Raw genomic sequence first — 25,963 nt, 5'->3', positions numbered from 1 at the left:
CCTTGGTCGCGCGCGGGTCACCCCGTCAACGCGGTGATCAGATGGGCGATGTTCTGGCGCGTCCGGCGCCGGGTGGCGATGACTGTGGCGATCAGGGAGAGCACTCCCAGGATCGCGGCGATTCCCAGGCAGAGCCCGGGGTTGGGTGTCAGCACGAGCTGCATCGAACCCGGTACCCCCGGTGGGGTGACGCGGACATCCCGCAGGTTGACGAGCGCCGCCGTCACCCCGGCCAAGACGAGCCCGCAGCCCACGCCCAGCGCGGTCAGTACCACCCCCTCGCGCACGAAGAGCCCTAGCAGCTGTGTCCGGGTGAACCCGAGCGAGCGCAGCGTTCCGATCTCCCGGGTTCGCTCGAGGATGCTGAGGGTCATCGAGTTGAGGATGGAGAGCGCTACCACCGCGAAGACGACGATGCCCAGGAAGCCCGCCATCACCCCCAGGAAGCCCACCGTGCCCATGTAGAACGGATTCACCGCCGGATCGGTGAAGGGGTGGACGGAGACATCCAGCCCCTTCGCTTGCAGCTTCGCCTGCAGCTCCGCCGCCCGGGCTGGGATGCGAGAGGCATCCCGGAGGAAGACCGCCACATAGGTCACCCGATCCGTGCCGTAGAGCTCTTGGAGGGCGCCCAGCGGCGCCACCACTGTGCTGTCCTCGGTCGTCGTCAGTCCCGTGGAGATGACGCCCACCATCTCTCCTTCCATGGCGGAGAACCCACCGGCGTCTCCCGAGCCCGCCAACTGCACGGTGGCCTCGGCGGCGATCTTCTTTGCGGCCTCGGGGGACTGGCAGTCACGGATGAGCGTGGTGGGGCCAGAAGCGGTCCCCTGGAGCTCATCCAGGACCTGCGGCTTGCCCAGGATCCGGGCGAGCCCCGCGCTGAGCTCCAGCGGATTGGCCACGCTGGAGTGGTTGGCGAGGTCCCCCCCTCGCAGCGGCTTGGACAGCTCGGGCGTGGTGGCGAGCACGTCCGAGTGGGTGCGGATGCGCCGCTCCAGCTCGGGATCCACGCCTCGGGCGGTGAAGGGGACGGACTTGCAGCCGTTGCCCACCATGCCTGTCCCCAGCAGGAAGGGGACGGACAGCTCCACGTTCGAGTCCGCCGCCAGCACCTCCGCGATGGCGGCCTGATCATCCGCCGAGAGGCTGTAGCGAACCGGCCGCACCTTGTGCAGCTCCAGCCCCTCCTTTCGGTAGATGGACAGGTGGCCCGAGTTCTGGAGGTAGATGGCCACCGTCCGCAGGTAGGCGTTCACGCTGAGGATGTAGCTGCTCAGCAGCACCATCCCGGCATAGCCCAGCGCGATGGCCATGCCCGTGGCCAGGTTCCGCCGCTGGTTGCGGCGCAGTCCTCGCAGCGCCAGCTTCCAGGCCCCCTTCATGGGCGCAGCGCTCCATCCTGCAGGTGGAGCGTCCGGGCCACGCGCACCATGAGCTTCTCGTCGTGCGTGGAGAAGAGGAAGGTCACCTTCCGCTTCTCGTTCAGCTCCAACATCAGATCGATGATCCGGTGCGCCGTCACCGAGTCCAGGTTGGCGGTGGGCTCGTCCGCGAGCACCAGCAGCGGCTGGGTGACCAGGGCTCGGGCAATGGCGACGCGCTGGCGCTGGCCCCCCGAGAGCTTGTCTGGCACCTGCTGGGCGAACTCCTCCAGTCCCACGTCCGCGATCGCCGCCTTGACGCGCTCTCGCCGCTCGGTGGGCGTGAGGTTCGGGTGGATGAGCAGCGGCAGCTCGATGTTCTCGTAGACGCTCAACACCGGGACCAGGTTGAACGACTGGAAGATGAAGCCGACCTTGTGGTTGCGCAGCCGGCTGCGCGCGTTGTCGTCCAGCTTGCCGACGTCCGTCCCATCGAAGAGGACGCTGCCCGAGTCCGGTTCATCGATGCACCCCACGAGGTGCAGCAAGGTGCTCTTGCCGGAGCCCGAGGGCCCCACGAGTGCGGTGAACTCACCCCGGTGAAGCTCCAGGTCCACGCCCCGCAGGGCCTGCACCCGGGTCTCCCCGAGCGCATAGCTCTTGTGCACCTGTTTCAACGAGACGATGGCGTCGACTGACATAGGTGGCAGCTCCGGCGTCACAGCGGGAGGTGGCTTACAGGCGTTTCATCATTCGAGCGTGCCGTGCACAGCCACGAGGTGAGTGGGCTGGGGCTCGGCGCTCTGAGACAGGCCCAGCTTGTCCGCGAGGTGCGGGGCCAGGGTCTCCAGTGTCGGGTACGTCCACACGAGCGTGGCCGAGAGCGTCAGGCCCAGCGTGGCCTCCAGGCGGTTGCGCAGCTCCAGGCCCATGAGCGAGTCGAAGCCCAGCGTCTTGAACGGCGTCTGCCGCTCGATGGAGGAGGACTCCAGGCGGAGGACCTGTGCGACCTGATCGCGGACCAGCCCCTCGAGCATCCCCAGCCGCTCCTTCGGGGCCGCCGCGCGCAGGGACTCCAGCGTCGCGCCGTCCGCGGTGGCCCGCCGGGTGCGCCGTGCCTCCCGTACGGACTCAGAGAAGCGCTTCGAGCTGGCAAGCTGCGGGTAGAACTCCACCCACTGACGCGCGTCCAGCGGGGTGACGGCCACCTGCGTCAAGCGGCTCTGCAGCAAGCCTGCCAGTGCTTCCAGGCCCGCCTCCGGAGAGATGGCCCCGAAGCCGCGCTTGCCCAGCCGCTCGCCGCGGTTCTCCTGCTGGGCCGCGAGTCCTACCTCTGAGAAGGCGCCCCAGTTGATGCTGAGGGCGGGCAGCCCCAGCGAGCGCCGGTGCCAGGCGAGCCCGTCCAGGAAGGCATTGGCCGCGCCGTAGTTGCTCTGCCCCGGCGAGCCCACGAGTGAGGCTGCCGAGGAGTAGAGAACGAAGAAGTCCAGGTCTCGCGTTAGCGTGTGCAGGTTCCATGCTCCCGCTGCCTTGGGGGCCATGACCCGGCGGAGCCGCTCCACTGTTTGCTGTGCCACGAAGCCGTCATCCAGGACACCCGCGGCGTGGATGACGCCACGCAGAGGTGCTCGCCTTCCGGCTTCGTTCAGGGCGTGTGAGAGCTGCGCCGGGTCCGCCACATCGGCCTGGACCACGGTGGCCTCCGCTCCCAGCTCCTTGAGCGCAGCGAGGGCTTCGTGCTGCTCTGGCGTTCGGGCGCCTCCACGGGCCACCAGCACCAGGTGGCGGGCGCCGCGGCCCACCAGCCAACGAGCCACCGACAACCCCAGGCCCCCCAGGCCTCCGGTGATGAGGTAGCTCGCGTCCTCGCGAATCCGGAGCTCGGTGCTCGCGGTGCCCAGCTCCGAGCAACGCGAGAAGCGGCCCCTATAGCGATCCGAGCCGCGCAGGAGGAGCTCCTCCTCGCCGTCCGGAGCCACCAGCTCGCGGGCCAGGGCATCGAGGACACCGGCGTCACTGGAGGGAGGCAGATCGATCCGGGCGAGCCCGAACGCATCCTGCTCGTAGGCCAGGCTGCGGGCCATGCCCCACAGCATCGTCTGTGCCGCCGGGACGGGGCCCTCGTCGCCGAGGCTCTGGGCTCCCCGCGTCACCACGGTGAGCCGCGGCGGATTGCGGAACGAGCTGGAGGCGAGTGCCTGCACGACGTGCAGCAGCCCTCCGCAGCCGCGCGCCTCCGCGTCCGCCAGCCAGGCGAGCCCCGTCTCCGTGGGCGGCTCGCAGTCCAGGCCCCAGAGGAAGACGACACCCCGCAGCGGGCCTCCTTCCTGGGCGGCAGCGAGGACCCGAGGGAAGTCTCCAGCGCTCTCCAGAGCCACCGTGTACGCGGTGTCGCTGAGCCGCTCGTAGCGCAGGCCGGGCGTGACCGTGACGCACGTCTCCCCCTGCGCGGTGAGCTTCGCCGCGAGCCCGGTAGTGACTCCGTGCCGGTCGGCGAACAGCAGCCAGCGTCCTGGCGAGGTGGGGGCCGAGGCGGTGCCCGGGACGCTCTGGCGCTCCCAGCGCTGCTCGAAGAGCCAGTCGGCCCACACGGGCTTGTTCCCGCCGCGTTGCAGGAAGGCTTCGCGGGAGGCGCGCTTCATGCGCAGCCCCTCGAGGTGCGCGATGGCTCGGCCATCCTCGGCGTAGAGACGGACATCTCCCGTCCACAGCTCTCCTCCCTGCTCGGGCCGGCAGGTCGCGTGGCACCACCAGGCGCCTTCGGGAGCCCCGTGGAACACGAGCCGCTCCAGCCCGAAGGGGACGAACGTCGTGGTCGAGCTGTCGGGCACCGCGGCGGCGAAGGCCTGGAAGACTGCATCCATCCGAGCGGGGTGCACCGGGAGCTTGGGACCCTGGAGCGAGGCAGGCGCCTCCAGCAGCGCGAGCGACTCTCCCGGCCCCACCCACAGCTTCCGAATCCACCGGAACGAGGGCCCGAGCTCGATGCCTCGGCTGCTCACGCCGGCATAGAAGGCGGCCGTGTCGGCTTCGACGACCTGCTTCGAGGCCAGCTCGAGTCCCGGGCGCACGGACGCGTCCGGCGCGCGGGCGCTCCCCAGGGGCGCGAGGGTCGCGGTGGCGTGGTCGCGCCACTTTCCGGCACGGCCCTGCTCTGGATCCAGGCTCGCGCGTCGGATGCGCATCCGCCCATCGCCGACCGGTGTCGCCGTCAGGTGCACCGAGGGTGCTTCCTGCTCAGCGAGGACCAGCGCCTGCGCGAACGCCAGCGCCTCCACGACACAGCCCCCTGGGCCCACCAGCTCGTCCGCCACCGAGAGCAGGGTGGCCAGGTGGAAGGCGCCGGGGACGACGACCTCGCCGAAGACGCGGTGATCTTCCAGGTAGGGCATGTCCACCCCGCTCACCTTGCGGACGAAGTGGATCTCCTCGCCGGGTGTGAGCAGCCGGTCCCCGGCGAGTGGCCGGACGGCGGAGGTGTCCACGTCCACCGCCGTTCCCTGGCGTGCCGGGCGGCTGACCCAGAGTCGCTCCCGCTGCCACGGGTAGGTGGGCATCCCCACGACAGGCAGAGGCGCGGAGTGCAGCTTGCGCCAGTCGAGCGCGTACCCGCGCGTGTACAACGTGGCCAGGGACTCCAACAGGCTGGAGCGCTCGGGACGCTCGCGGCGCAGCGATGGGAGCACGCGTGCCGCGGTGTTCCCCTTCAGCGTCTGCTCGACCGACGCCAAGAGGATGGGGTGGGGGCTGATCTCCAGGAAGAGCGTGTGCCCGCTCTGCTGGAGGCTCTGGATGGCGTGCGAGAAGTGCACGGGATCGCGGAGGTTGCGCACCCAGTAGCCCGCATCGAAGGAGGCTCCGTCCGTCCGCTCGCGGGTGACCGTAGAGAAGAGGGGGAGGATGCCGGGGCGCGGCTGGAGGCCTGCGAGCTTGCCACGCAGCTCCTCCAGGATCGGATCCACCTGCGAGCTGTGCGAGGCGACGTCCACCTTGACCCGCCGCGCGAATACGCCGAGCGCCTCGAACCGCTTCACCAGCGCGTCGATGGCGGCGGTGTCACCCGAGAGCACCGTCGAGCGAGGGCTGTTGCTCGCCGCGATGGACACGCGGTCCTTCTCGCTTCCGAGGGCCGCTTCGGCCTCGTCCGCTGGCAGCTCCACGACGGCCATCGCCCCGGCGCCCCGAAGCCGGAGCATGAGCTTGCTGCGCTCGCAGATGACCCGCGCCGCGTCCTCCAGCGAGAGCGCCCCTGCGATGTGCGCCGCCGCCACCTCACCCATGCTGTGGCCCACCACCGCAGCCGGCTCCACGCCCCAGGCGCGCCAGAGCTTCGCCAACCCTACTTCGATGGCGAAGAGGACGGGTTGGATGACGTCGATCCGCTCCAGCTGCGCCGTGTCGCTGGCCTGGAGCACCTCCAGCAGGGAGAACTGTGCGTAGGGACGGAAGGCCTCGGCGCACGCGCTGAGCGCCTCGCGGAAGACCGGCTCCGAGGCCATCAGCTCGCGCCCCATGCCGATCCACTGCGAGCCCTGGCCGGGGAAGATGAAGACGACCTTCGCGGGTGCTCCCGGCTCCGCGTGCCCCGAGACCACGCCCGGGTGAGCGGCGCCGCGGAGGAAGGCCTCCAGCCCCGTGGCCCACTCGGCGCGAGTGCTCCCGATGACCGCCAGACGATGCTCGTGGTGGGTGCGGCGTACGCCCGCGGTATAGGCAATGGCCTCCAGCGATCCTTCGAGCGAGGGTGATTTCAGGGCCTCGCTCCAGGACGAGGCGAGCGCCTCCAGCGCCGAGGGCGAGCGTCCGGACAGGGACAGGACCCGAGGACCCTCGGCGGAATTCACAGCGGGGCTCTCTGTCGAGGGCGCCTCCTCGAGGACGATATGGGCGTTGGTGCCGCTCAGGCCGAACGAGCTGACGCCCGCGATGCGGGGCTTGCCATTCTCCTCCCAGGCCATGGGGGCAGTGGGGACGCGCAGGGGCAGCTCATCCCAGGCGATGTGCGGGTTGGGGCGGGAGAAGTGCAGGCTTGGGGGCACCATCCGGTGCTTCAGCGTGAGCACGGCCTTCATCAGCCCGGCGATGCCCGCCGCGGACTCCAGGTGGCCGATGTTGCTCTTGACGGAGCCAATCCACAGCGGCTTCTGGGGCGAGCGCCCCGTACCGAGCACTGCGGCCAGGGCGTCTGCTTCGATGGGGTCCCCGAGCGACGTGCCGGTGCCGTGCGCCTCGACGTAGCCGACGTCCGTAGGCGAGACACCGGCGGTCTCCAGGGCACTGCGCAAGAGCGCCTGCTGGGCGCGCCCATTGGGGACCGTGAGCCCGCTGCTCGGCCCATCATGGTTGACGGCCGAGCCCCGGATGACGGCCAGGATGCGATCGCCCGCGGCCTGGGCCGCGGACAGGCGCTTCAGGACAACGACGCCGCAGCCTTCTCCTCGGCCGTACCCGTTCGCGGAGGCATCGAACGGCTTGCACCGGCCATCCGGTGCCAGGGCGCGCGCCCGAGAGAGGAAGATGAAGGTCTCGGGCGTCACCATGAGCTGGACGCCGCCCGCGAGCGCCACGTCGCACTCTCCGCTGCGCAGGCTGCGGCAGGCCAGGTGCACGGCCACCAGCGACGAGGAGCACGCCGTATCCACCATGAGGCTCGGGCCCTGCACGCCCAACACGTACGAGAGCCGGCCCGCGGTGAAGCAGCTCGCGTTGCCCGTGCCGTCGTAGACGTCAATGACGGACGGATCCCCCGCGTGGAAGTGGAGCTGCGCGTAGTCACTGGGGCTCGCGCCCACGAACACGCCCGTCCGTGTCTCCGAGAGGCCCCCAGGTGCCACTCCGGCGCGCTCGAGCGCTTCCCAGCTGACCTCGAGCAGCAGCCGCTGCTGGGGATCCATGTGGATCGCCTCTCGCGGGGAGATGCCGAAGAAGCGGGCATCGAACTGATCGATGGGGCCGAGGAACCCTGCCTGGCGGGTGTACATCTTCCCCGGTGCGTCCGGGTCCGGATCAAAGGTGGCACCCACGTCCCAGCGGTTCGCGGGCACGTCCACCACGCCGTCCCGGCCCTTCTCGAGCAAATCCCAGAAGGCCTCCGGAGTGTTGGAGCCGCCGGGGAAGCGGCACGCCATGCCGACGATGGCGATTGGCTCCGAGGTCAGCGCCGCCACCTTGGACTCCAGGTCGCGGATGACGAAGAACGCTTGTTGCAGGGGCGAGGGGGCGGGTTTCTGGGGGGCCATGGTGCTCAGCTGCGGGATTCGTATTTACGGGCGATGAGGGCGATCAGCGCTTCATCGGAGAGATCGTCGGGCACGGGAGCCTCGGGCAGGGCCTCCGTGGGCGCGGCCTGAGGCGCCGTAGATGGCGGCCGGGTCGCTTGAGGGAACAGGTCAGACGAGGCCAGCAGCTCCAGGAGGTGCGCCGTCAGCGCGGCCACGCTGGGGTAGTTGAAGATGGTGGTGGGCGACAGCCGCACGCCCAGCTCGCGCTGGAGCCGGTTCTTGAGCTCGACGGCCATGAGCGAGTCCATGCCCAGCTCGGAGAAACGGTGGCGTGGATCGAGATGCCCACCGCCCTCTCCCGAGTCGAGCCCGAGGACGCTGCGGACCTCTCGGCCGACTTGGAGCTCGACCATCTGCGGCCGCTCGGCCGGCGGTGCGGCCTGGAGGGCTTCGCGCAGGATGCGCACCGGGTCGGGCTTCGGGGCCGCCGATCCACTCCCGCCGGACTGGACGAGCTCGCGGACCAGCGGAGGCACGCGGCCTCCCGCCTCTCCGAGGGATGTCCAGTCCATTGGCAGGACGGCCAGCTCCGCGCGTCCATCGCCGATGACCCGGTCCAGCGCTTGGAGGCCCTGCGCGACGGAGAGGACACCCCAGCCGCGCCCAGCGGCGCGTTTCCGGAGGCGCTCGTCCAGCCGCGCCATCATGCCGACCTCCCACGGACCCCAGTGGATGCTGAGCGCGGGAGCTCCCTGTGCACGCCGATGGTGGGCCAGCGCGTCCAGGAACGCGTTGCCCGCCGCGTAGTTGCCCTGGCCGGGCGCGCCGAGCAGCGAGGACACCGAGGAGAAGGAGATGAAGAAGTCGAGCGCCGGAGCCGCGGCGTGGAGGTTCCAGGTGCCGCGCACCTTGGGGGCGAGCACGGACGCGAACCGGTCCCACCGCTGGTTGAGCAGCAAGCCGTCCTCCACCACTCCGGCGGCGTGGAGGATGCCGCGCAGCGCCGGGCCCTCCTGGGCGATGGAGGCCAGGAGCGCTTTCACCTGGGTCTGTTCGGAGATGTCAGCCTGGTAGACGCGAACCGTGGCGCCCGAGCGTTCCAGCTCCTGGATGGGGCCTGTGGCCTGTTCGTTCCTGCTTCGGCCGGCCAGGGCCACATGCCGCGCGCCCCGCTCGACGAGCCAGCGGGCGGTGGCGAGTCCCAGCGCGCCGAGCCCTCCTGTCACGAGGTAGGTCGCGTCCGGTCTGATCGTGAGGACCTGCTTGGGCGCAGGCGTGGTGCGCACCAGGCGGGCTGCGAGGCGACGGCCTTCGCGCCACGCGATGCGATCCTCTCCGTCCCTCGAGCTGAGCTCCGCGAGGAGTCTCGCGGCCAGGATGTCTTCCGGTGCTTGCTCCAGATCGATCGCTCCGCCCCACAGATCCGGGTGCTCCGCCGCGATGACCCCGGCCAGGCCCCACAGCGGCGCCTGGGCCACCGAGAGGCTCGCGCGCCCGCCTGCTTCCATGGCTTCGCGGGTCACCAACCACAGCCGGCAGCCCTCTTCAGTGCCGCTGCGCGCCAGGGCTTGGATCAGATGGAGGGTGCTGCCGCAGCTCAGTTGCTGCGCGTGCGCCAGCGTCTCGTCCGTCAACTCCGGCGTAGAGGGGGCGTCGAGGCTCCAGAGGTGGACGATCCCGCGGAGGGGTCTACCCGCCTCCTGGCGCTCGCGGGTGAGCAGCGCCTCGAGCTCCTCGGAGACTTGAGGATCGACGCAGACTTCGTCCACACCCGTGCCTTCTGCGCCGAGTGGGCGCACCAGCCGATAACTCTCGCCTCTCTCCGCGAGTTGGCGTGTCAGAGCCTTGGCCACGCCACCCCGGTCGGCGAAGACGATCCAGTGCCCCTTCTCCGAGAACGCGGGCGGGCTCGCAGGGACCGGCGCCTCTCGCCACTCCAGCGCGTGATACCAGGCCTCCTGGTCGGCTTCGGCGGCCGGAGCCGGTGCGGAGGCAACGGACCGGGCGGGTGTGAACTCCACCCAGTGGCGCTGCCGCTGGAAGGGGTACGTGGGCAGCGGAACGAGTTTCCGTGAATAGGGCGCGTCGAAGCCGCGCCAGTCGATGGCCGCTCCCGCCACGTGCAGGCGCGCGACACTCCCCGTGATGATCCGCGTGTCCGCCTGACCGCGCCGGAGCGAGGGGCAGCCCGTGAAGCGCTCCTCGGGCAGGCACTCCGCAGCCAGCCCCAAGAGCGTGGGGTGCGGGCCGAGCTCGACGAACAGCTCGCAGCCCATCTCCGCCAGCGTGGCCATCGCGTCCCCGAATCGGACCGGCTCGCGGATCTGCCGGACCCAGTACGCGGAGTCGACGCGTTCCTGAGCCTTGCCCGTCAGGTTCGTCAGCCAGGGGATTCGCGCCGGGGAGAAGGTCAGCGCCTGGATCGCCTGCTGGAACGGCTCCAGTACCGGCTCCATCAGCGGTGAGTGGAAGGCGTGCGAGACGCGCAGCTCTTTGGCCTCGATTCCCTCGGAGGCGAGTGTGGCCGCGATCGCCGAGACCGCAGCGCGCTCGCCCGAGATGACGACCCGATCCGGCCCGTTGATGGCGGCGATGGACACCGTCTGCGCGTACGGCACGAGGGCCGCCTGGACACGCTCGGGCGTGGCGCGAAGGGCCATCATCGCGCCTCCGGACGGGAGCGACTGCATCAGCCGGGCCCGCTCGGCGATGAGCGTCAGCCCATCCTCCAGCGTGAGCACCCCCGCGACACAGGCCGCGACGATCTCCCCGACGCTATGGCCCACCACGGCGTCCGGCACGATGCCCCACGAGCGCCACAGCTCGCTCAGGGCGTACTCCACCGCGAAGAGGGCGGGTTGCGCGTTGCCCGTCTGGTCGGCCGGGCTCTCCTCGTTGAACAGCAGGGAGGTGAGCGGAGCGGACAGCTTGCCCTCCAGCAGGGAGGCACAGCGGTCGATGGCCTCGCGGAAGACAGGCTGCGTTGCGTACAGCTCGCGCCCCATCCCCACGTACTGAGAGCCCTGCCCAGTGAAGAGGAAGGCGATCTTCGGACGGCGGCTGTCGTCCACCACCCCGCGCACGAGCCCGCGCCCAGGTGAGGACGCCGCGAACGCGTCCAGCTCGCGACGGAGCTCCTCCGCCGAGGCCCCTGTCAAGGAGAGCCGGTGGGCGAAGCGCGTGCGTCCGCGGTTGGCGGAGTGGCACACGTCCGCGGCGCTCAGCTCGGGGTGCGCGGCCAGGTAGGCAGAGAACCGCCGCGCCTGCTCCACAAGCGCCTCTTCGCTCTTGGCGGACAGCGCGAGCACATGGACCGGCCGCTCCTCGGCGGAGCGAGGAGTCTGCTCCGAAGCAGCGGGAGGCTGCTCCAGGATGATGTGCACGTTGGTCCCGCCGAGCCCGAAGGAGCTCACTGCGGCGAACCGCTGCTCCGCGGCCGGCCAGGGCGTCAGGCGAGTCGGGAACTCGAAGGGCTCGTCCTCCACCGGCAGCTTCGGGTTGGGTTGCGAAAAGTGGATATTGGGAGGGATCTCCCCCCGGTTGACGCTGAGCGCGGCCTTGATGAAGCCCGCGATGCCGGCGGCTGCCTCCAGGTGACCCAGGTTGCTCTTCACCGCCCCGAGGACGCAGGGGGACGGTCTGCCAGACAGACGCCCATACACCGCCGCGAGCGCGCCTACCTCGATGGGATCGCCCAGCTCGGTGCCCGTGCCGTGCGACTCGACATAGCTGACGTCCGCGGGTGACACCTGGGCGCTCTCGAGTGCCCTGCGGATGAGCTGTTGCTGCGCGGGTCCACTGGGGACCGTCAGCCCGCTGCTGCGGCCGTCGTGGTTCACCGCGGAGCCGCGCACCAGCGCGATGATGCGATCACCGTTCGCCACCGCGTCGGAGAGTCGCTTGAGCACCACCACGCCGCAGCCCTCTCCGCGCGCGAAGCCGTTCGCCGAGGCATCGAAGGTCTTGCACCGCCCGTCGGGTGCCAGTGCTCCCGTCTTGCAGAGTCCCACCATCATGTCCGCGGACATAATGACGTTGACACCTCCGGCGAGCGCCAGCTGGCACTCGCGAGAGCGCAGGCTCTGGCACGCCAGGTGGATGGCGACCAGCGAGGCCGAGCAGCCGGTATCGATGTAGAGGTTCGGCCCCCGCAGTCCCAGCACGTACGAGACGCGGCCGGACAGGGTGCAGGGGATGTTGCCCGTCAGCGCGTAGGCATCGAACTCGGTCAGGTTGTCGCTGAAGCGTTGGAGGTACTGGCTCGGGGCTCCGCTGATGAAGACGCCGGTGTCCGAGTCGATGAGCTGCTCGGTCGGCTGTCCTGCGTCCTCGAGCGCCTCCCAGACTCCCTCCAGCAGGAGCCGCTGCTGCGGGTCCATCCTCGCCGCCTCTCGGGGGGAGATGCCGAAAAAGGACGGGTCGAAGGACTCGATGTCATTCAGGAAGGCACCCCGGCGGACGTGCAGCTTGCCGGGAGTGGTGGGATCTGGATCGAAGAGGCGATCGGCATCCCAGCGGCCGCTCGGAGCTTCGCCCGTCGCGTCCACTCCGTCGCAGAGGAGCTTCCAGTAGGCCTCAGGGCCGGAAACGCCGCCGGGAAACCGGCAGCCGATCCCGACGATGGCGATGGGCTCGTGTTGGGCGTCCAGGCGGCGCTGCATCTCCTTGAGGGCAAGGAGTGCCTGCTGGAGCGGGGTGAGCCCTTCTCTTGGCAGTGGGGGTGCCATGGTGTCTCAACGCCTCGGGGGAGGGGGGTACAGCGAGTCGAAGATGGCCCGGATCTGCGACGCCACCTCCGCCTCGGAGAGCTTCGCGATCTCCGCGGCGTTCAGGTCGGTGCCAGGAACGGGAGCCGGAGGAGGGGTGCTTCGCGTCGGCGTCTGTGGGGGGGCGGTGGCCTCGCCCGGAGCGAAGACGCTGGCCAGCAGGTGCGCCGCCAAGGCTTGGATGCTGGGGTGATCGAAGGCCAACGTGGCGGGGAACGGGCGGCCCAGGTCCGCGGAGAGCCGCCGCCGGAACTCCATCGCCATCAGCGAGTCGAACCCCAGATCGAACAGTCCGCGCTTGTGATCGAACGGGTGGTGCGGCGGGTAGCCGAGCGTCTGTGCCACCAGCCCGTTCACGTACTCGCGCACCGCGTGCTCGCGATCGCTCCCGGCCAGCGGGGCGAGCTTCTGGCTCAGCTCCTCCAGCCGGCCCTTGCGTGCAGGGTCGCGCGTGAGGGCTCCCGCTACTTCGGTGAGCAGCGGCGGGACTCCGCTCCCGGCCCGCTGGGCAGCGTGGCGGCTCCAGTCCATCGAGGCCACGATGACCTGCGGCCCCTTCTCCCCGAGGAGCGCCCCGAGCGCCTGCAGGCCCTCGTCGGTGGGGAAGGCCCGAAGCCCGATTCCCTCCGAGCGCCGGGCCCGATCCTCGCTCAGGCCGCGATCCCACAGGCCCCATGCGATGCTCAGCGCTGGCAGTCCGCGCTGCTGGCGGTAGGCAGCGAGCGCGTCCAGATAGGCGTTGGCCGCCGCGTAGCTGCCCATGCCGCCGAACCCGAGCGTGCCGGCGATGGATGAGAACAGGATGAAGAAGTCGAGCTTCCGGTTCTGGGTCGCCAGGTGCAGGTTCCAGGCTCCGGAGGCCTTGGACGCGAAGACCCGCTCGAAGTCCGCCCACTCCTGGTTGCGGATGAGCGTCTCGTGCGGTTGGCCCGCGGCGTGGATGATGCCGCGCAGAGGGGACAGCTCGCGCTCTGCCCGGTCGAGCGCCTCGCGCAGCGCGGCCTCATTGTTCACATCGGCGCGTGCCAGCAGGATGCGGGCTCCCTGCTCCTCGAGCCGGCGGAGGGTCCGCGCCCCCTCTTCCGAGGGCTGGGAGCGCCCCAGCAGGACGAGGTGGCGGGCACCGTTCTGTACCATCCACTCGGCCACCGCGAGGCCCAGGTCTCCCCAGCCACCGGTGATGGCGTAGGTCGCCTCAGGGGACAAGGTCACGGGAGCCGTGCTGGACGCCGCACGGGCTCGCTTCAGCCTGAGGCCCAGGGTGCGGTCACCGCGGAAGGCGAGCTGATCCTCCGTGCTCTCACCGGAGATGGCGCGGAGGAACTGGCGGGCGCAGGTCTCCGGGGCCAGCCGTGGATCGAGCTCGATCAGGCGGGTGGCCAGCTCCGGATGCTCACTGGCGACGACCCGGCCGAACCCCCAGAGCGCTGCCGCATCGGGCGAGCCGAGCTGATCTCCCTCCGCCACGGACCATGCGCCCCGGGTGGGAATCCAGAGCCGCGCGCCCGGCACCGTCGCGAGCGCCTGGACCAACCGCAGCGCACCGGCGCAGGTCTCCAGGCCATTGGCTTCCAGCGCCCGGCCGTAGATCGCACCCACGAGGGGAGGAGTCCCGGAGTTGCTCGCGACGAGCTGATCGTAGCGCGTGGTCCGGGGATCTTCCGTGTCGTGCTCGACGCGCACGCAGCGGTGGCCCTCCGCTTCGAGCAGCTGAGCCAACGCTTCGGTCACTCCGGAGCGATCCTGGAAGATGAGCCAGCTTCCGGGGGCACGCTTGCGAGCGGGAGAAGCGAGCTCCAGGGGCTGCCAGGCCAGCTCATAGCGGGAGCTCCGGAGCAGGCCAACGCTCTTGCGGAGCTGCGCCTCGAGCGACGCCGGCACGAAGGTCAGGTCCGACAGCGCCGCCAGCGGTTGTCCCGCCTCGTCGTAGAGGCACAGGTTGGCGCTCAAGCTGGTGCGCCCGGCCTGCTCGCGCCGCTCCACGGTGCCGTGGATCCAAACGGGACCGTGCGCGCTCGAGAGGAAGTGCACCTGGCCGAATGCCACGGGCGCGTAGGTGTTCTTCTCGATGCCGAAGCTGCGGAGGAGTGCCGCGATGGCCTCGTTGAGGGGATCCGGGTGGAGCCGGAACCGATCGAGGCGATCGCCGGGCTGAGGAGCGCGGATCCCGCACAGGATCTCTCCCTGGCCGGAGTGGAGCGTGGTCGTCCAGGGGGACGGACCCGCTGCGTCGACCCGGGCCGCGATCTCCGCCTCCGCCACAGGCGAGAGCCGCTGGCGTTGTGCGCTGACATCGAGGCGAGCCGGGGCCGCCGTCGGCCCCCTCGTGTGGAATGAGCCTTCGGCACAGAGCTCCCAATCGGCCTCGGCGTCTGCTCCTTCGATCGCGGCGAACAGCTCGAAGCGCGATGGCTTCCGGGCGTCTGGAGACAGCACGAGCTGGATCGACCGCTCTTCCTCGTCAGGGATGAAGAGGGGCCGAGGGATGGTCACCTCGCGGAGCACCACCTCGCCGTCGCCGAGACAGTCCCGAGCGGCAGCCAGGGCGAGCGACAGCATCCAGGTCGCCGGAGCGAGCACGCCTCCTTCGAAATGGTGGCTCTCGAAGCAGCTCAGCGAGTCTGGACGAAGTCGGGACTCGTAGAGCACGCCTTCGAGCGCGGGTGACTGCACCCGCTTTCCAGGAGGGAGGTGATCGTCGGTGCGAGCGCTCTGGGACTTCGAAGCAGGCAGCCAGTGCCGCTGTCGCTGCCAAGGGTAGGAGGGGAGAGGGAGAGGCTTGAGAGAAGGAGGGAGGAGGTTGGAGAAGAGAGGGTTCAAGCCGCGAGAGAAGAGGGCGGCCAGAGAGGAGAGCAGGGTGAAGCGCTCAGGCTGCTCGCGGCGAAGAGAGGGAAGGACGGCACAGTCGACTTTGGCCAGGGAGACAGCCTGCTCGAGGGAGGGAATGAGGACGGGGTGAGGGCTGATCTCCAGGAGCAGGTCGATGGAGTCCTCAGAGAGGAGGGAATGGACAGCAGGGAAGAGGAGGACGGGCTGACGGAGGTTAGAGAACCAGTAGTCGGGCCCGAGCTGGGAGCCGTCGAGCCAGGAGTTGGTGACGGTGGAGCGAAGGGGGATGAGGGAGTTGAGGCCCGAGACGCCGTGGAGTGCGTCGAGCAGAGGCTGGCGAAGAGGCTCCATCTGAGGACTGTGCGAGGCGTAGTCGACTTTGACGGGGCGGCAGAAGACGCCAGAGGAGGAGAGAGAGGAGACGAGGCGATGAATGGCGGCGGCCTCGCCTGAGACGAGACAGGAGGAGGGGCCGTTGATGGCGGCGATGGAGACGGAGGGCTCGAGAAGAGGAGTCAGTTGTTCGGAGGAGAGCTCGACGGTGGCCATGGCGCCCTGGCCGCTGGTGCGCTTGGCCAGGGAGCTGCGAGCGCAGATGACGCGGGCAGCATCCTCGAGGGACAGAGCGCCAGCGAAGCAAGCGGCGCTGACTTCGCCCATGCTCTGGCCGATGACGACTTCGGGAACGACGCCCCAGGAGCGCCAGAGGGAGGCCAGGGCGAGTTGGAGGGCGACGATGCAGGGCTGGATGACGTCGACGTCGGAGAGAAGGCGAGGGTGAGGAGCGTCGGAGAAGAGCTCCTGAAGAATGGACCAGCCAGAGAGTTTGAGGACGGCGGCGTCAAAGGAGTCGAGAGCCTGACGGAAGACAGGCTCGGAGGAGTAGAGCTGGCGGCCCATGCCGAGCCACTGAGAGCCCTGGCCCGGGAAGACGAAGGCGATTCTGGGAGCAGAGGAGCGAGGCTGAGAGGAGGGCTGCTCGGAGAAGGAGCGAAGAGAAGCAGCCAGCTCCTGAGGAGAGCGGCCTGCGACAGCCAGGCGGTGGGGGTGGTGAGAGCGGCGGGTGCCCGCGGAGAAGGAGAGTTGAGGCAGCAGAGAGTCGAAGGAGCCGGAGTCCAGAAGCTGAGCGTAGGAGAGGGCCAGGGAGCGCAGAGCTGGGGTGGAGCGGGCGGAGAGGGGCAGCAGCACGCCCTTGGAGTCATCCCAGGTGACGGGAGCCGAGGGCGGCTCAGCAGGAGCCTCCTCGAGGATGACATGGGCGTTGGTCCCACTGATTCCGAACGAGCTCACCCCTGCGAAGCGCGGGGCCTCTCCCGATTTCCAGGGGAGTCCCTCGGTGGGGATCACCAACGGTGTCCCCTCCAACGAGATTCGAGGGTTGAGCGTGCGGAAGTGGAGATGGCGGGGGATGGCCTGGTGCTTGAGGGACAACGCCACCTTGATGATGCCCGCGACCCCCGCGGCGGCCTCCAGGTGGCCCACGTTCGTCTTCACCGAGCCGACGGCGCAGGGGGCGCCATTCTCGCGCGGAGCCCCGAGCACCGCCTTGATTGCCTCCAGCTCGATGGGGTCACCGATCGAGGTTCCGGTGCCGTGCGCCTCGACATAACCCACTTGCGCGGCCGTGACGCGGGCTGCCTCGAGCGCCTTGCGCAGCAAGGCCTGCTGCGAGAGGACGTTCGGCACGGTCAGCCCCCCCGAGCGGCCGTCGTGGTTGATGGCCGAGCCGCGCAGCAGCGCCCAGATGCGGTCTCCATCGCGAAGCGCATCGGACAGGCGCTTGAGCACGAGGATGCCGCACCCCTCGCCACGCACGAACCCATTGGCGCCCGCGTCGAAGGTCCGGCAGCGCCCATCTGGAGAGAGCGACTGCGTCCGCCCCGCGGCCACCATCCAATCGTGCGACAGCAGCAGGTTCACTCCGCCTGCGAGGGCGAGCTGGCTCTCCCCATCGCGCAAGCTCTGGCAGGCCAGGTGCACCGCCACCAGCGACGACGAGCACGCTGTGTCCACCGCCGCGCAGGGACCTTGGAGCCCGAGCGTGTACGCAATGCGACCCGCGGCCACGCTGGTCATGGTTCCAGTGGCCGAGTACCCATCCAGCTCCTCGGGCGGGCGGGCGAGCATGTGGTGCTGGTAGTCCACCGACGACATCCCCACGAACACGCCGACCGGCGCACCCATGAGCCCGCTGACGGGCTGCAGCGCATCCTCCAGCGCCTCCCAGCTCACCTCCAGCAGCAGCCGCTGCTGGGGATCGAGGCTGGCGGCCTCGCGGGGGCTGATGCCATGGAACTCGGCATCGAAGCCATCCACGGAGTCCAGCAACCCGGCCCAGCGCACCGCCGGCAGCTCCTCCGTCTCGGGCCCCGCGGGCCACCGCTCGGGAGGAATCTCCCGGATGGCGTCCACGCCATGGCTGAGCAGGCGCCAGTACTCCTGCAGGTCCTTCGCACCCGGGAAGCGGCAGGCCATGCCGATGATGGCGATCGGCTCCTCGCGAGCGCCGCGCAGGGACTTGTTCTCCGCGCGCAGCTTCTTCACCTGGACGGTGGCGCGCTCCAGCAGCTCCCGCAGGTTGTTCGGGTCAGGTGTCATGCTTCCTGCTCCGCGTCTTCCAGCTCACGTGCCAGCTCGGCCATGAGGTGCTCGTCGGACATGGTCTTGGCCTCTGCGTACAGCCGCTCTTCCTCCGTCTGCTTTGGCGGAGCGCTGCTCGGGGGCTGAGGCTCCACCGGCGCGATGAGCCCCAGCAGGTGCTCCGCCAGCGCCGACACGCTCGAGTAGGTCCAGATCAGCGTGGACGACAGCTTGAGCGCCGTCCCGGACTCCAGCCGGTTGCGCAGCTCCAGGCCCGTGAGCGAGTCCAGGCCCAGCGTCTTGAGCGGCGCAGTGGCGGGGATATGCGTCGGGTCCGCTCGCAGCACGCGGGCGAGCTGGTCACGGACGAAGCGCTCCATCAGCATCCTGCGCCGCTCGGGTGCCGCTGCGAGGATCGCCTGGCGAGGCGCCGCGTCCTGGCGGGTAGCGCCCTCGGAGCCCCGCGCCAACTGCGAGAAGAGGGTGGAGGAAGCCAGGGTGGGATAGAAGTCCAGCCACTGCCGGACATCCAACTGGACCACGCCGACGTGGGCCTCGTCCCGGCCGAGGAGGGTCGCGAGCAGCGTCTCGCCCTCGGCGGGAGTGAGGCTCGCCATGCCACGCTCCTGGACGCGGCTGCCGCGGTTGGCCTGGGCGGCCGCGAGTCCGGCTTCGGAGAAGGGCCCCCAGCCGAGGCTGAGCGCCGGCAATCCGTGGGCTCGCCGGTACTCCGCGAGCGCGTCGAGGAACGCGTTGGCCGCGGCGTAGTTGGCCTGCCCAGGCGAGCCCACCAGCGACGCCACCGAGGAGTAGAGGACGAACAGGTCCAGCGGCAGGTCCTGGGTCAGCACGTGCAGGTTCCACGCTCCGTCCACCTTGGGCGCCAACACCCGGCGGAAGCGCTCCCGGTCCTGCTGCGCGAGCAGCGCATCGTCCAGCAGACCCGCCAGGTGGAACACGCCGCGCAGGGGTCGGCCCGAGGTGGCAATACCCTCCAGCAACCGGGCGACCTCGGCCCGGTTCGCCACATCCGCGCGCACGGCCTGAACCTCCGCGCCCGTGCGTCTCAGGGCTGCCAGAGGCTCCTCTACCTTGGAGTCCGCGCCACTCCGGCTGGCGAGCACGAGGTGCCGGGCGCCTCGCTCCACCATCCACCGCGCCAGGGACAGCCCGAGTCCGCCGAGTCCACCCGTCACCAGGTAGGTGGCATCCGGCCGGAAGTGGCCTGCCCAGCGCGGCGCGGCGATGGGCGTCGACGTCTCCTCGAACTCGAGAACGAGCTTCCCGAGGTGCCGACCCTGGCTCATGGCGCGGAAGGCCTCGGCAGCCTCGGCGATGGGGAAGGCGCGGTGCGGGATGGGCTTCAGCGTGCCTTGCTCCACCAGCGCCAGCACCTCTCGCAGGAGCTGGCCCAGCTGCTCCGGCCGCTTGAGCAGCATGGCGCGCAGGTCCACGAGCGAGAAGGACAACCCCTTGAGGAAGGGCCGCGAGCCGAGCTGCGCGTTGTCCAGGTAGTCCCGCTTGCCCAGCTCGATGAAGCGCCCATCGTCGCGGAGCAGCTCCAGGCCCTTGGGGATGGCCTCTCCCGAGAGGCTGTTGAGGATGACATCCACGCCTTCGCCGCCCGTCCACTCGCGGATGTCCTCCACGAAGCGCAGCGAGCGCGAGTCGGAGATGAAGCGCACCCCGAGCGACTTCAGGTGTTCGCGCTTCTCCTCGGTACCCACGGTCGTGAAGATCTCCGCGCCGATATGGCGGGCCCACTGGAGGGCTGCCTCGCCCACGGCTCCCGCGGCGGAGTGGATGAGGACGCGCTCGCCCTTCGCGAGCCTCGCCTTGTGGGCCAGGGCGAAGTAGGCGGTGGTGTGGGCGATCGGGAGGGTCGTCGCCTCCGCGAACGTGAGCGTGCCGGGGATGGGCGAGACCAGGTGGGCGGACGTCGTGATGAAGGAGGCAAACGCGCCGGGCACGAGCGCCACCACCCGGTCTCCCGGACGTAGGCCGGTGACGCCTTCGCCCGTGGAGACCACGGTCCCGGCGCACTCCACGCCCAGGAAGGACGACGGAGCCTGGGGATCGTTGGTGATCACGCCGAGCGCCACGAGGACGTCGAGGAAGTTCAGACCCGCTGCCTTGACGGCGATCTCCACCTCGCCAGGGCCTGGAGCGCGGCGCTCGGTCTCTCGCAGGGAGAGGCGATCGAGTGAGCCTGGAGCATCGATCTCCAACCGGAAGGGCCGCCCCTTCGCGGGAGCGGTGATCAGGGCAGGGGGACGCGGCTCCCGCTGCACGAGCTGGGCGGAATACCGTCCGTCCGGGCGGAGCGCGATCTCCTCTTCGCGGGGCTCGGACAGGAGCTCCGCGGCCAGGCGCTCGGCCTCCTCCTTGCCGGAGAGGGAACCCAGGTCCACACGGGTGCACCGCAGCTCGGGGTGCTCGTACGCGAGCGTCCTCCCGAAGCCCCAGAGGGGTGAGGTGGTGAGTGAACCTTCCGAGGGGCTGGAGCCGAACGGTTGGGCTGCCCGGGTGACCAGCCAGAGGCGTGGGGCATCGCGCCAGCGCCTCCGCGTCAGGGTCTGGACGAGGGTGAGGGCACTCGACCACGCCGGCTCACCTGCCTCCACTGCGGACATTGGCTCCACGGAGGTACCCGCCGCGGGGCTGGCGAGGAGGACGACGCCCTCGCACGAGGTGGCGTTGCCCAGCGCCTCCTGAAGCAACGCATCCGAGGCCGCTGGCCCGCCACTGGCAGCGAGACGGCCCGCGTGGATGCGGAGCACGGACCTTCCATGCGCCTCCAATTGCTGCTGGAGCGCCGCGGCCAGAGCCTCGTCAGGCTCTTGGGAGACCAGGACCCAAGCCCCCTGAGTGCTGCCGGGCTGTCGGGCCGGAGTCTCGGCTGCGGGAGCGGCGCGCCACTCGATGGCCAGGACGGAGCGGGCCGAGCTGGCCGCGGATCCTAGCCGCTTCATGCGCAGGCCGAGCACCTCGACGAGCACGCGTCCCGAGGAGTCCAGCAAGGCCAGGTCCACCCGAGTCTCGCCCGCTGCCTCATCGTGGCTCTTGAGCGAGGCGTGGCTCCACAGCTCACCGGCATGATTCGGGATGCCATGCACGCGCACGGTCTGCCAACCGGTGGGGACCACGGGCGCGGAGTTCTGGGAGGACGGATACCCGCTCAGCGTCGCCAGGGACGCTTGGAGCGCAGAGTCCAGGAGCGCGGGATCGATCCGGTAGGACTGGCCATCGAAGGCTCGACGCTCGGGTGAGCAGATGCGGGCGAGCGCCTCGTTCGAGGAGCGCCAGACATCGACGATGCCGGCAAAGGCTGTGCCGTGCTGCAGCCGCCGGGCCTGGAGCGAGGCGTAGTGGGCGTCTCTCGAGACGCGCTCAGGGCAGCGGGCCTGGGTGGCGCCGAGGTCGTGCCGCTCGGTCGCGGACGGGCTCGCGGCCTCCACATGAACGGTGCCGCTGGCATGCAGCGTCCATCCTCCCGTGCCACTCGCTGTGGGCTCGCGGCTCGAGATGCGGAAGGAGCCAGCCCCCGTGCGGGTCTCGGTCATCGCGAGCTGCACGGTGCGAGGAGCCGATTCCTGCAGCTCCATGGCCTCGTGCAGGGTGACATCCTCCAGAGTGAAGGTGCCACGCCCGAAAGCCTGGACTGCTGCGGAGAGGGCCATCTCCAGATAGGCCGCTCCGGGGAGGATGGGCCTCCCCTCGACCGTGTGCTCGGAGAGGTACGGCACTCCCTGGAGGCTGAGCTCGGTCTCCCAGAGGCGGGCCCCTTGCTGCACCGAGGAGACGAGTCCGTGTCCCAGCAGCGGATGGGCCCCGGCATCCTGTGGGCGTCCGGCACCCGTGCGCGCAGGGGCTGCGATCCAGTGCCGCTTTCGTTGCCAGGGGTAAGAGGGAAGAGGGAGAGGCTTGAGGGAAGGAGGGAGGAGGTTGGAGAAGTGTGGGTTCAAGCCGCGAGAGAAAAGGGCGGCCAGAGAGGAGAGAAGTGTGAGGCGCTCAGGCTGCTCGCGGCGAAGAGAAGGAAGGACAGCGCAGTCGACTTTGGCCAGGGAGACAGCCTGCTCCAGGGAGGGAATGAGGACAGGGTGAGGGCTGATCTCCAGGAGCAGGTCGATGGAGTCCTCAGAGAGGAGGGAATGGACAGCAGGGAAGAGGAGGACGGGCTGACGGAGGTTAGAGAACCAGTAGTCGGGCCCGAGCTGAGAGCCGTCGAGCCAGGAGTTGGTGACGGTGGAGCGAAGGGGGATGAGGGAGTTGAGGCCCGAGACGCCGTGGAGTGCGTCGAGCAGAGGCTGGCGAAGAGGCTCCATCTGAGGACTGTGAGAGGCGTAGTCGACTTTGACGGGGCGGCAGAAGACGCCAGAGGAGGAGAGAGAAGAGATGAGGCGATGGACGGCAGCGGCCTCGCCTGAGACGAGACAGGAGGAGGGGCCGTTGATGGCGGCGATGGAGACGGAGGGCTCGAGAAGAGGAGTCAGCTGGTCCGAGGAGAGTTCCACGGTGGCCATGGCGCCCTGGCCGCTGGTGCGCTTGGCCAGGGAGCTGCGAGCGCAGATGACGCGAGCAGCATCCTCGAGGGACAGAGCGCCGGCGAAGCAAGCGGCGCTGACTTCGCCCATGCTCTGGCCGATGACGACTTCTGGGACGACGCCCCAGGAGCGCCAGAGGGAGGCCAGGGCGAGCTGGAGGGCGACGATGCAGGGCTGGATGACGTCGACGTCGGAGAGAAGGCGAGGGTGAGGAGCGTCGGAGAAGAGCTCCTGAAGAATGGACCAGCCAGAGAGTTTGAGGACGGCGGCGTCAAAGGAGTCGAGAGCCTGACGGAAGACAGGCTCGGAGGAGTAGAGCTGTCGGCCCATGCCAAGCCACTGAGAGCCCTGGCCCGGGAAGACGAAGGCGATTCTGGGAGGAGAGGAGCGAGGCTGAGAGGAGGGCTGCTCGCAGAAGGAGCGAAGAGAGGCAGCCAGTTCCTGGGGAGAGCGGCCAGCGACAGCCAGGCGGTGGGGGTGGTGAGAGCGGCGAGTGCCTGAAGAGAAGGAGAGCTGAGGCAGCAGAGAGTCGAAGGAGCCGGAGTCCAGGAGCTGAGCGTAGGAGAGAGCCAGGGAGCGCAGGGCTTGAGTGGAGCGAGCGGAGAGGGGCAGCAGCACGCCCTTGGAGTCATCCCATTCGACGGGAGCCGGGGGCGGCTCAGCAGGAGCCTCCTCGAGGATGACATGGGCGTTGGTCCCACTGATTCCGAACGAGCTCACCCCTGCCATCCGAGAAGCGCGCGAGGGCCACGGGGTCAGATCGACAGGCACCTTCAGGGCCAGCTCGTTCCAGGGAATGAGCGGGTTCGGGTTCTTCAGGTGCAGGTGCGGTGGGATCTGCTTGTGCTGCAGGGACAGGACCACCTTGATGATGCCCGCGACGCCTGCGGCCGCCTCCAGGTGGCCGATGTTCGTCTTCACCGATCCGACGAGCAGCGGATCCGAAGCAGATCGCCGCTGGCACAGCACGGACCCGAGCGCCTCGATCTCGATCGGATCCCCGAGAGGTGTGCCCGTGCCGTGCGCCTCGATGTACTGCAGATCCCCCGGCTTCAGGCCCGAGCGCGAGAGCGCCTCTCGCAGCACCGCTTCCTGGGCCAGGCCATTGGGCGCGGTCAATCCATTGCTGCGCCCATCCTGGTTGACCGCCGTGCCACGCACCCGCGCCAGCACACGGTCCCCCTGCTTCGCGGCGTCCGTCTGCCGCTTCAGCACCAGGACGCCACACCCCTCGCCCCGGCCGTAGCCATCCGCGCTGGCATCGAACGTCTTGCTCCGGCCATCCGGCGACAAGGCCCTCAGGCTGGAGAAGTAGATGCTCTTGTCCGGGCTGGCGATGACGTTGACGCCCGCCACGATCGCCAGATCGCACTCTCCGGAGCGCAGGCTCTGGCAGGCCAGGTGCAGTGCCACCAGGGATGACGAACAGGCGGTGTCTACCGAGATTGCGGGCCCCCGCAGATCCAACAGATAGGAGAGGCGCCCTGCGGCGACGCTGAAGAACGCGCCGGTGCCCGAGTAGACGTCAGACGGGCTCATCATCCGCCCGTAGTCATCCGTGGAGATGCCCACGAAGACGCCCGTACGGCTCCCGGCGAGCTCCTCGGTGGGCTGCAGCGCGTGCTCGAGCGCCTCGTGCGCGACCTCCAGCAGCAGCCGCTGCTGAGGATCCATGCTCTCGGCCTCGCGCGCGGAGATGCCCCAGAACTCGGCGTCGAACTGATCCACCTGCCGGAGGAAACCGGCGCGCTGAGCATGGATCTTCCCCGAGGCGTTCGGGTCGGCGTCGTAGTAGGCGGCCGCGTCCCAGCGGTCAGCGGGGACCGCGGCCATGGCGTCCGTGCCCTGGCGGAGCAGCTTCCAGAAGTCATCCAGGGAGTCCGCACCGCCGGGAAAACGGCACGCCATGCCGATGAGGGCAATGGGCTCGAGAGTGGAAGAGGGCACCGCGGGCTTCATCGTCGCTCCATCCCCGCCGCCAGCCGCTCCGCGAGCCGAGCGCGTGCCTCGTTCTCTGGCAGACCCTTCAAGCTCGCGAGGAGCGCGTCTGGATCCATCTCCTGGGTTTCGGGCGGGTCATCCTCGAGCATTCCCAGCAGGTGCTCGGCGAGCGCCGCGGGCGTGGTGCGGTTGAAGAGGAGGGTGGCAGGCAGCGAGCGATCGAGCGCGTGCACCAGCACGTTTCGCAGCCCTACCGCGACCAACGAATCCAAGCCCAGATCCTTCCAGGTCGACTTCCGATCGATGGCGCGCGTGCGCTTCATGAGCCGCAGCAGCTCGGTATCCAAGAAGGCCTCGAGCCGGAGACGGCGCTTGCGCGGATCCAAGCTCGACAGCTCGCGAGCCAGCTCTCCAGGCTGGCCGGTGGCAGGGCTCCCCGGCTGCTCCGGACCTCCCATGGGGGAACGCTGCCCGGCCGCAGCCTCCGCCGTAGCCTTGGGGGCAGAGCCAGGACGGAACACACCCTCGTCCAGCGCCTGGAGCGGGTGCGAGAGGCGCTCCGTGATCCGGCGCAGGAAGCGGCAGGCGGTGAGGCCATCAATGACGCGGTGATCGTGCGTCAGGGTGACATGGGCCGCGAGCCCCACGCGCAGCTCGCCGTCGGCCACCACGGGCCGGCGCGTGGGCCGGTGCAGACCGAGGATGGCCACCTGAGGCACATTGAGCAGAGGCGTGGCCAGCAAGGCTCCGGCATCGCCTGGGCTGGTGATGGTGAACGTCCCGCCCATGCTGTCGGCGAGGCTCAGCTTCCGAGCCCGGGCCTGCGTGCCCAACTCCTGCACCCGGGCCTCCAGTTCCCGCAGCGTCATCTTCGCGCAGTCGTGGATGACGGGGACAGCCAGCCCCTCCTCGGTGTGGACCGCGATCGCGAGATCCACCCGGTCGTAGATCACCAGCTCCTGCAGCTTCTCGTCGAAGAGGGCGTTGATCTCCGGCACCTCGGTGAACGCGGAGACAGCCGCCTGAATCAGGAACGGGACATAGCTGACGCCCAGCAACCCTTGCAGCAGATCCAAGGTGTCGAAGGAGGCCTCCTCCACCACTGTGACCGCCGGAATCGACTGGGTCCGGGTGAGGTGCTCGGCCGCCGTGCGGCGCATCCCGCTCAGGGGCACTCGGGCCCTCACGCCCTGGGCAGGAATTGTGGGCGTGGGCTCCGGCTTCCGGGCGGGCCCGGGCAGAGAGCGGGCCGTGGAAGAGGCCGCCGCCGCGCGCACGTCCTCCTCGGTGATGGGCCCATTCTTGGCAATCGCCTCCAGAGAGACACCGAGTTGCTCGGCCAGCTTGCGCACCCTCGGGAGCGCCTGGATCGAGCGCGGCGCTGGCGCTGGGGCAGAGGGCTGCGGCGTGGGAGCCGCGGGAGCGGCTGAATGGCCCGCGGGGCTCCACTGCCGCAGCAGCGCATCCGCATCCTCACCGGCTTCCCCGATGACGATGAGCGGCATGCCCACCTCGACCTTGTCTCCCTTGCGCGCGAGCACCCGCAGCGCCACGCCCTTCCCCGGCGCGGGCACCTGCACGGTGGCCTTGGCCGTGGTTACCTCCAGCATGGGCGCGTCTTCCTCGACGCGATCGCCTTCGGACACCCACCAGTGAACGACTTCCGCTTCCGCGACTCCCTCACCCAGATCGGGGAGGGCATAGACCAGTCCCATCGT

General features: G+C 69.7%; 7 protein-coding genes. All 7 read right to left on the bottom strand.

The window, feature by feature from the left end:
- Positions 1-17: 17 nt before the first annotated feature.
- Genes DB31_RS43540 through DB31_RS43510 form a run of 7 tightly spaced genes read right to left on the bottom strand, consistent with a single transcriptional unit; the run spans position 18 to position 25,960 of the window.
- On the bottom strand, positions 18-1,385 hold the full coding sequence (locus DB31_RS43540; RefSeq protein ID WP_044199779.1) for an ABC transporter permease: 1,368 nt from the start codon (positions 1,383-1,385) through the stop codon (positions 18-20).
- Entirely contained in the window at positions 1,382-2,065 is a 684-nt protein-coding gene (locus DB31_RS43535; RefSeq protein WP_044199776.1) for an ABC transporter ATP-binding protein, read from the bottom strand. The genes DB31_RS43540 and DB31_RS43535 overlap by 4 nt, the downstream gene beginning before the upstream one ends.
- 48 nt (positions 2,066-2,113) lie before the next feature.
- Positions 2,114-7,603, bottom strand: a complete 5,490-nt coding sequence (locus DB31_RS43530; protein ID WP_052420712.1) for a type I polyketide synthase — start codon at positions 7,601-7,603, stop codon at positions 2,114-2,116.
- Between the two features lie 5 nt (positions 7,604-7,608).
- Positions 7,609-12,312 carry a type I polyketide synthase gene (locus DB31_RS46165; protein ID WP_044199773.1) on the bottom strand — a complete coding sequence of 1,568 codons (4,704 nt, stop codon included), beginning with the start codon at positions 12,310-12,312 and terminating at the stop codon, positions 7,609-7,611.
- Between the two features lie 6 nt (positions 12,313-12,318).
- The gene (locus DB31_RS46160) at positions 12,319-17,778 is read right to left on the bottom strand and encodes a type I polyketide synthase (RefSeq protein WP_063769319.1); all 5,460 of its coding nucleotides are present in this window, start codon (positions 17,776-17,778) and stop codon (positions 12,319-12,321) included.
- A complete protein-coding gene (locus DB31_RS43515) occupies positions 17,775-24,263 on the bottom strand; it encodes a type I polyketide synthase (RefSeq protein ID WP_052420711.1) in 6,489 nt (2,162 codons plus the stop codon). Before DB31_RS43515 ends, DB31_RS46160 begins: the two co-directional genes overlap by 4 nt.
- Entirely contained in the window at positions 24,260-25,960 is a 1,701-nt protein-coding gene (locus DB31_RS43510; protein ID WP_044199770.1) for a 2-oxo acid dehydrogenase subunit E2, read from the bottom strand. Before DB31_RS43510 ends, DB31_RS43515 begins: the two co-directional genes overlap by 4 nt.
- Positions 25,961-25,963 lie beyond the last annotated feature (3 nt).

The sequence above is a fragment of the Hyalangium minutum genome (assembly GCF_000737315.1).
GTDB lineage: Bacteria > Myxococcota > Myxococcia > Myxococcales > Myxococcaceae > Hyalangium > Hyalangium minutum.
The sequence above is the reverse complement of the archived record's forward strand: the minus strand, read 5'-3'. Positions and strand labels throughout refer to the sequence as shown.

Coding starts and splice junctions, on each gene's coding strand:
- DB31_RS43540 (WP_044199779.1), bottom strand. CDS start 1,385: ATGAAGGGGGCCTGGAAGCTGGCGCTGCGAGGACTGCGCCGCAACCAG.
- DB31_RS43535 (WP_044199776.1), bottom strand. CDS start 2,065: ATGTCAGTCGACGCCATCGTCTCGTTGAAACAGGTGCACAAGAGCTAT.
- DB31_RS43530 (WP_052420712.1), bottom strand. CDS start 7,603: ATGGCCCCCCAGAAACCCGCCCCCTCGCCCCTGCAACAAGCGTTCTTC.
- DB31_RS46165 (WP_044199773.1), bottom strand. CDS start 12,312: ATGGCACCCCCACTGCCAAGAGAAGGGCTCACCCCGCTCCAGCAGGCA.
- DB31_RS46160 (WP_063769319.1), bottom strand. CDS start 17,778: ATGACACCTGACCCGAACAACCTGCGGGAGCTGCTGGAGCGCGCCACC.
- DB31_RS43515 (WP_052420711.1), bottom strand. CDS start 24,263: ATGAAGCCCGCGGTGCCCTCTTCCACTCTCGAGCCCATTGCCCTCATC.
- DB31_RS43510 (WP_044199770.1), bottom strand. CDS start 25,960: ATGGGACTGGTCTATGCCCTCCCCGATCTGGGTGAGGGAGTCGCGGAA.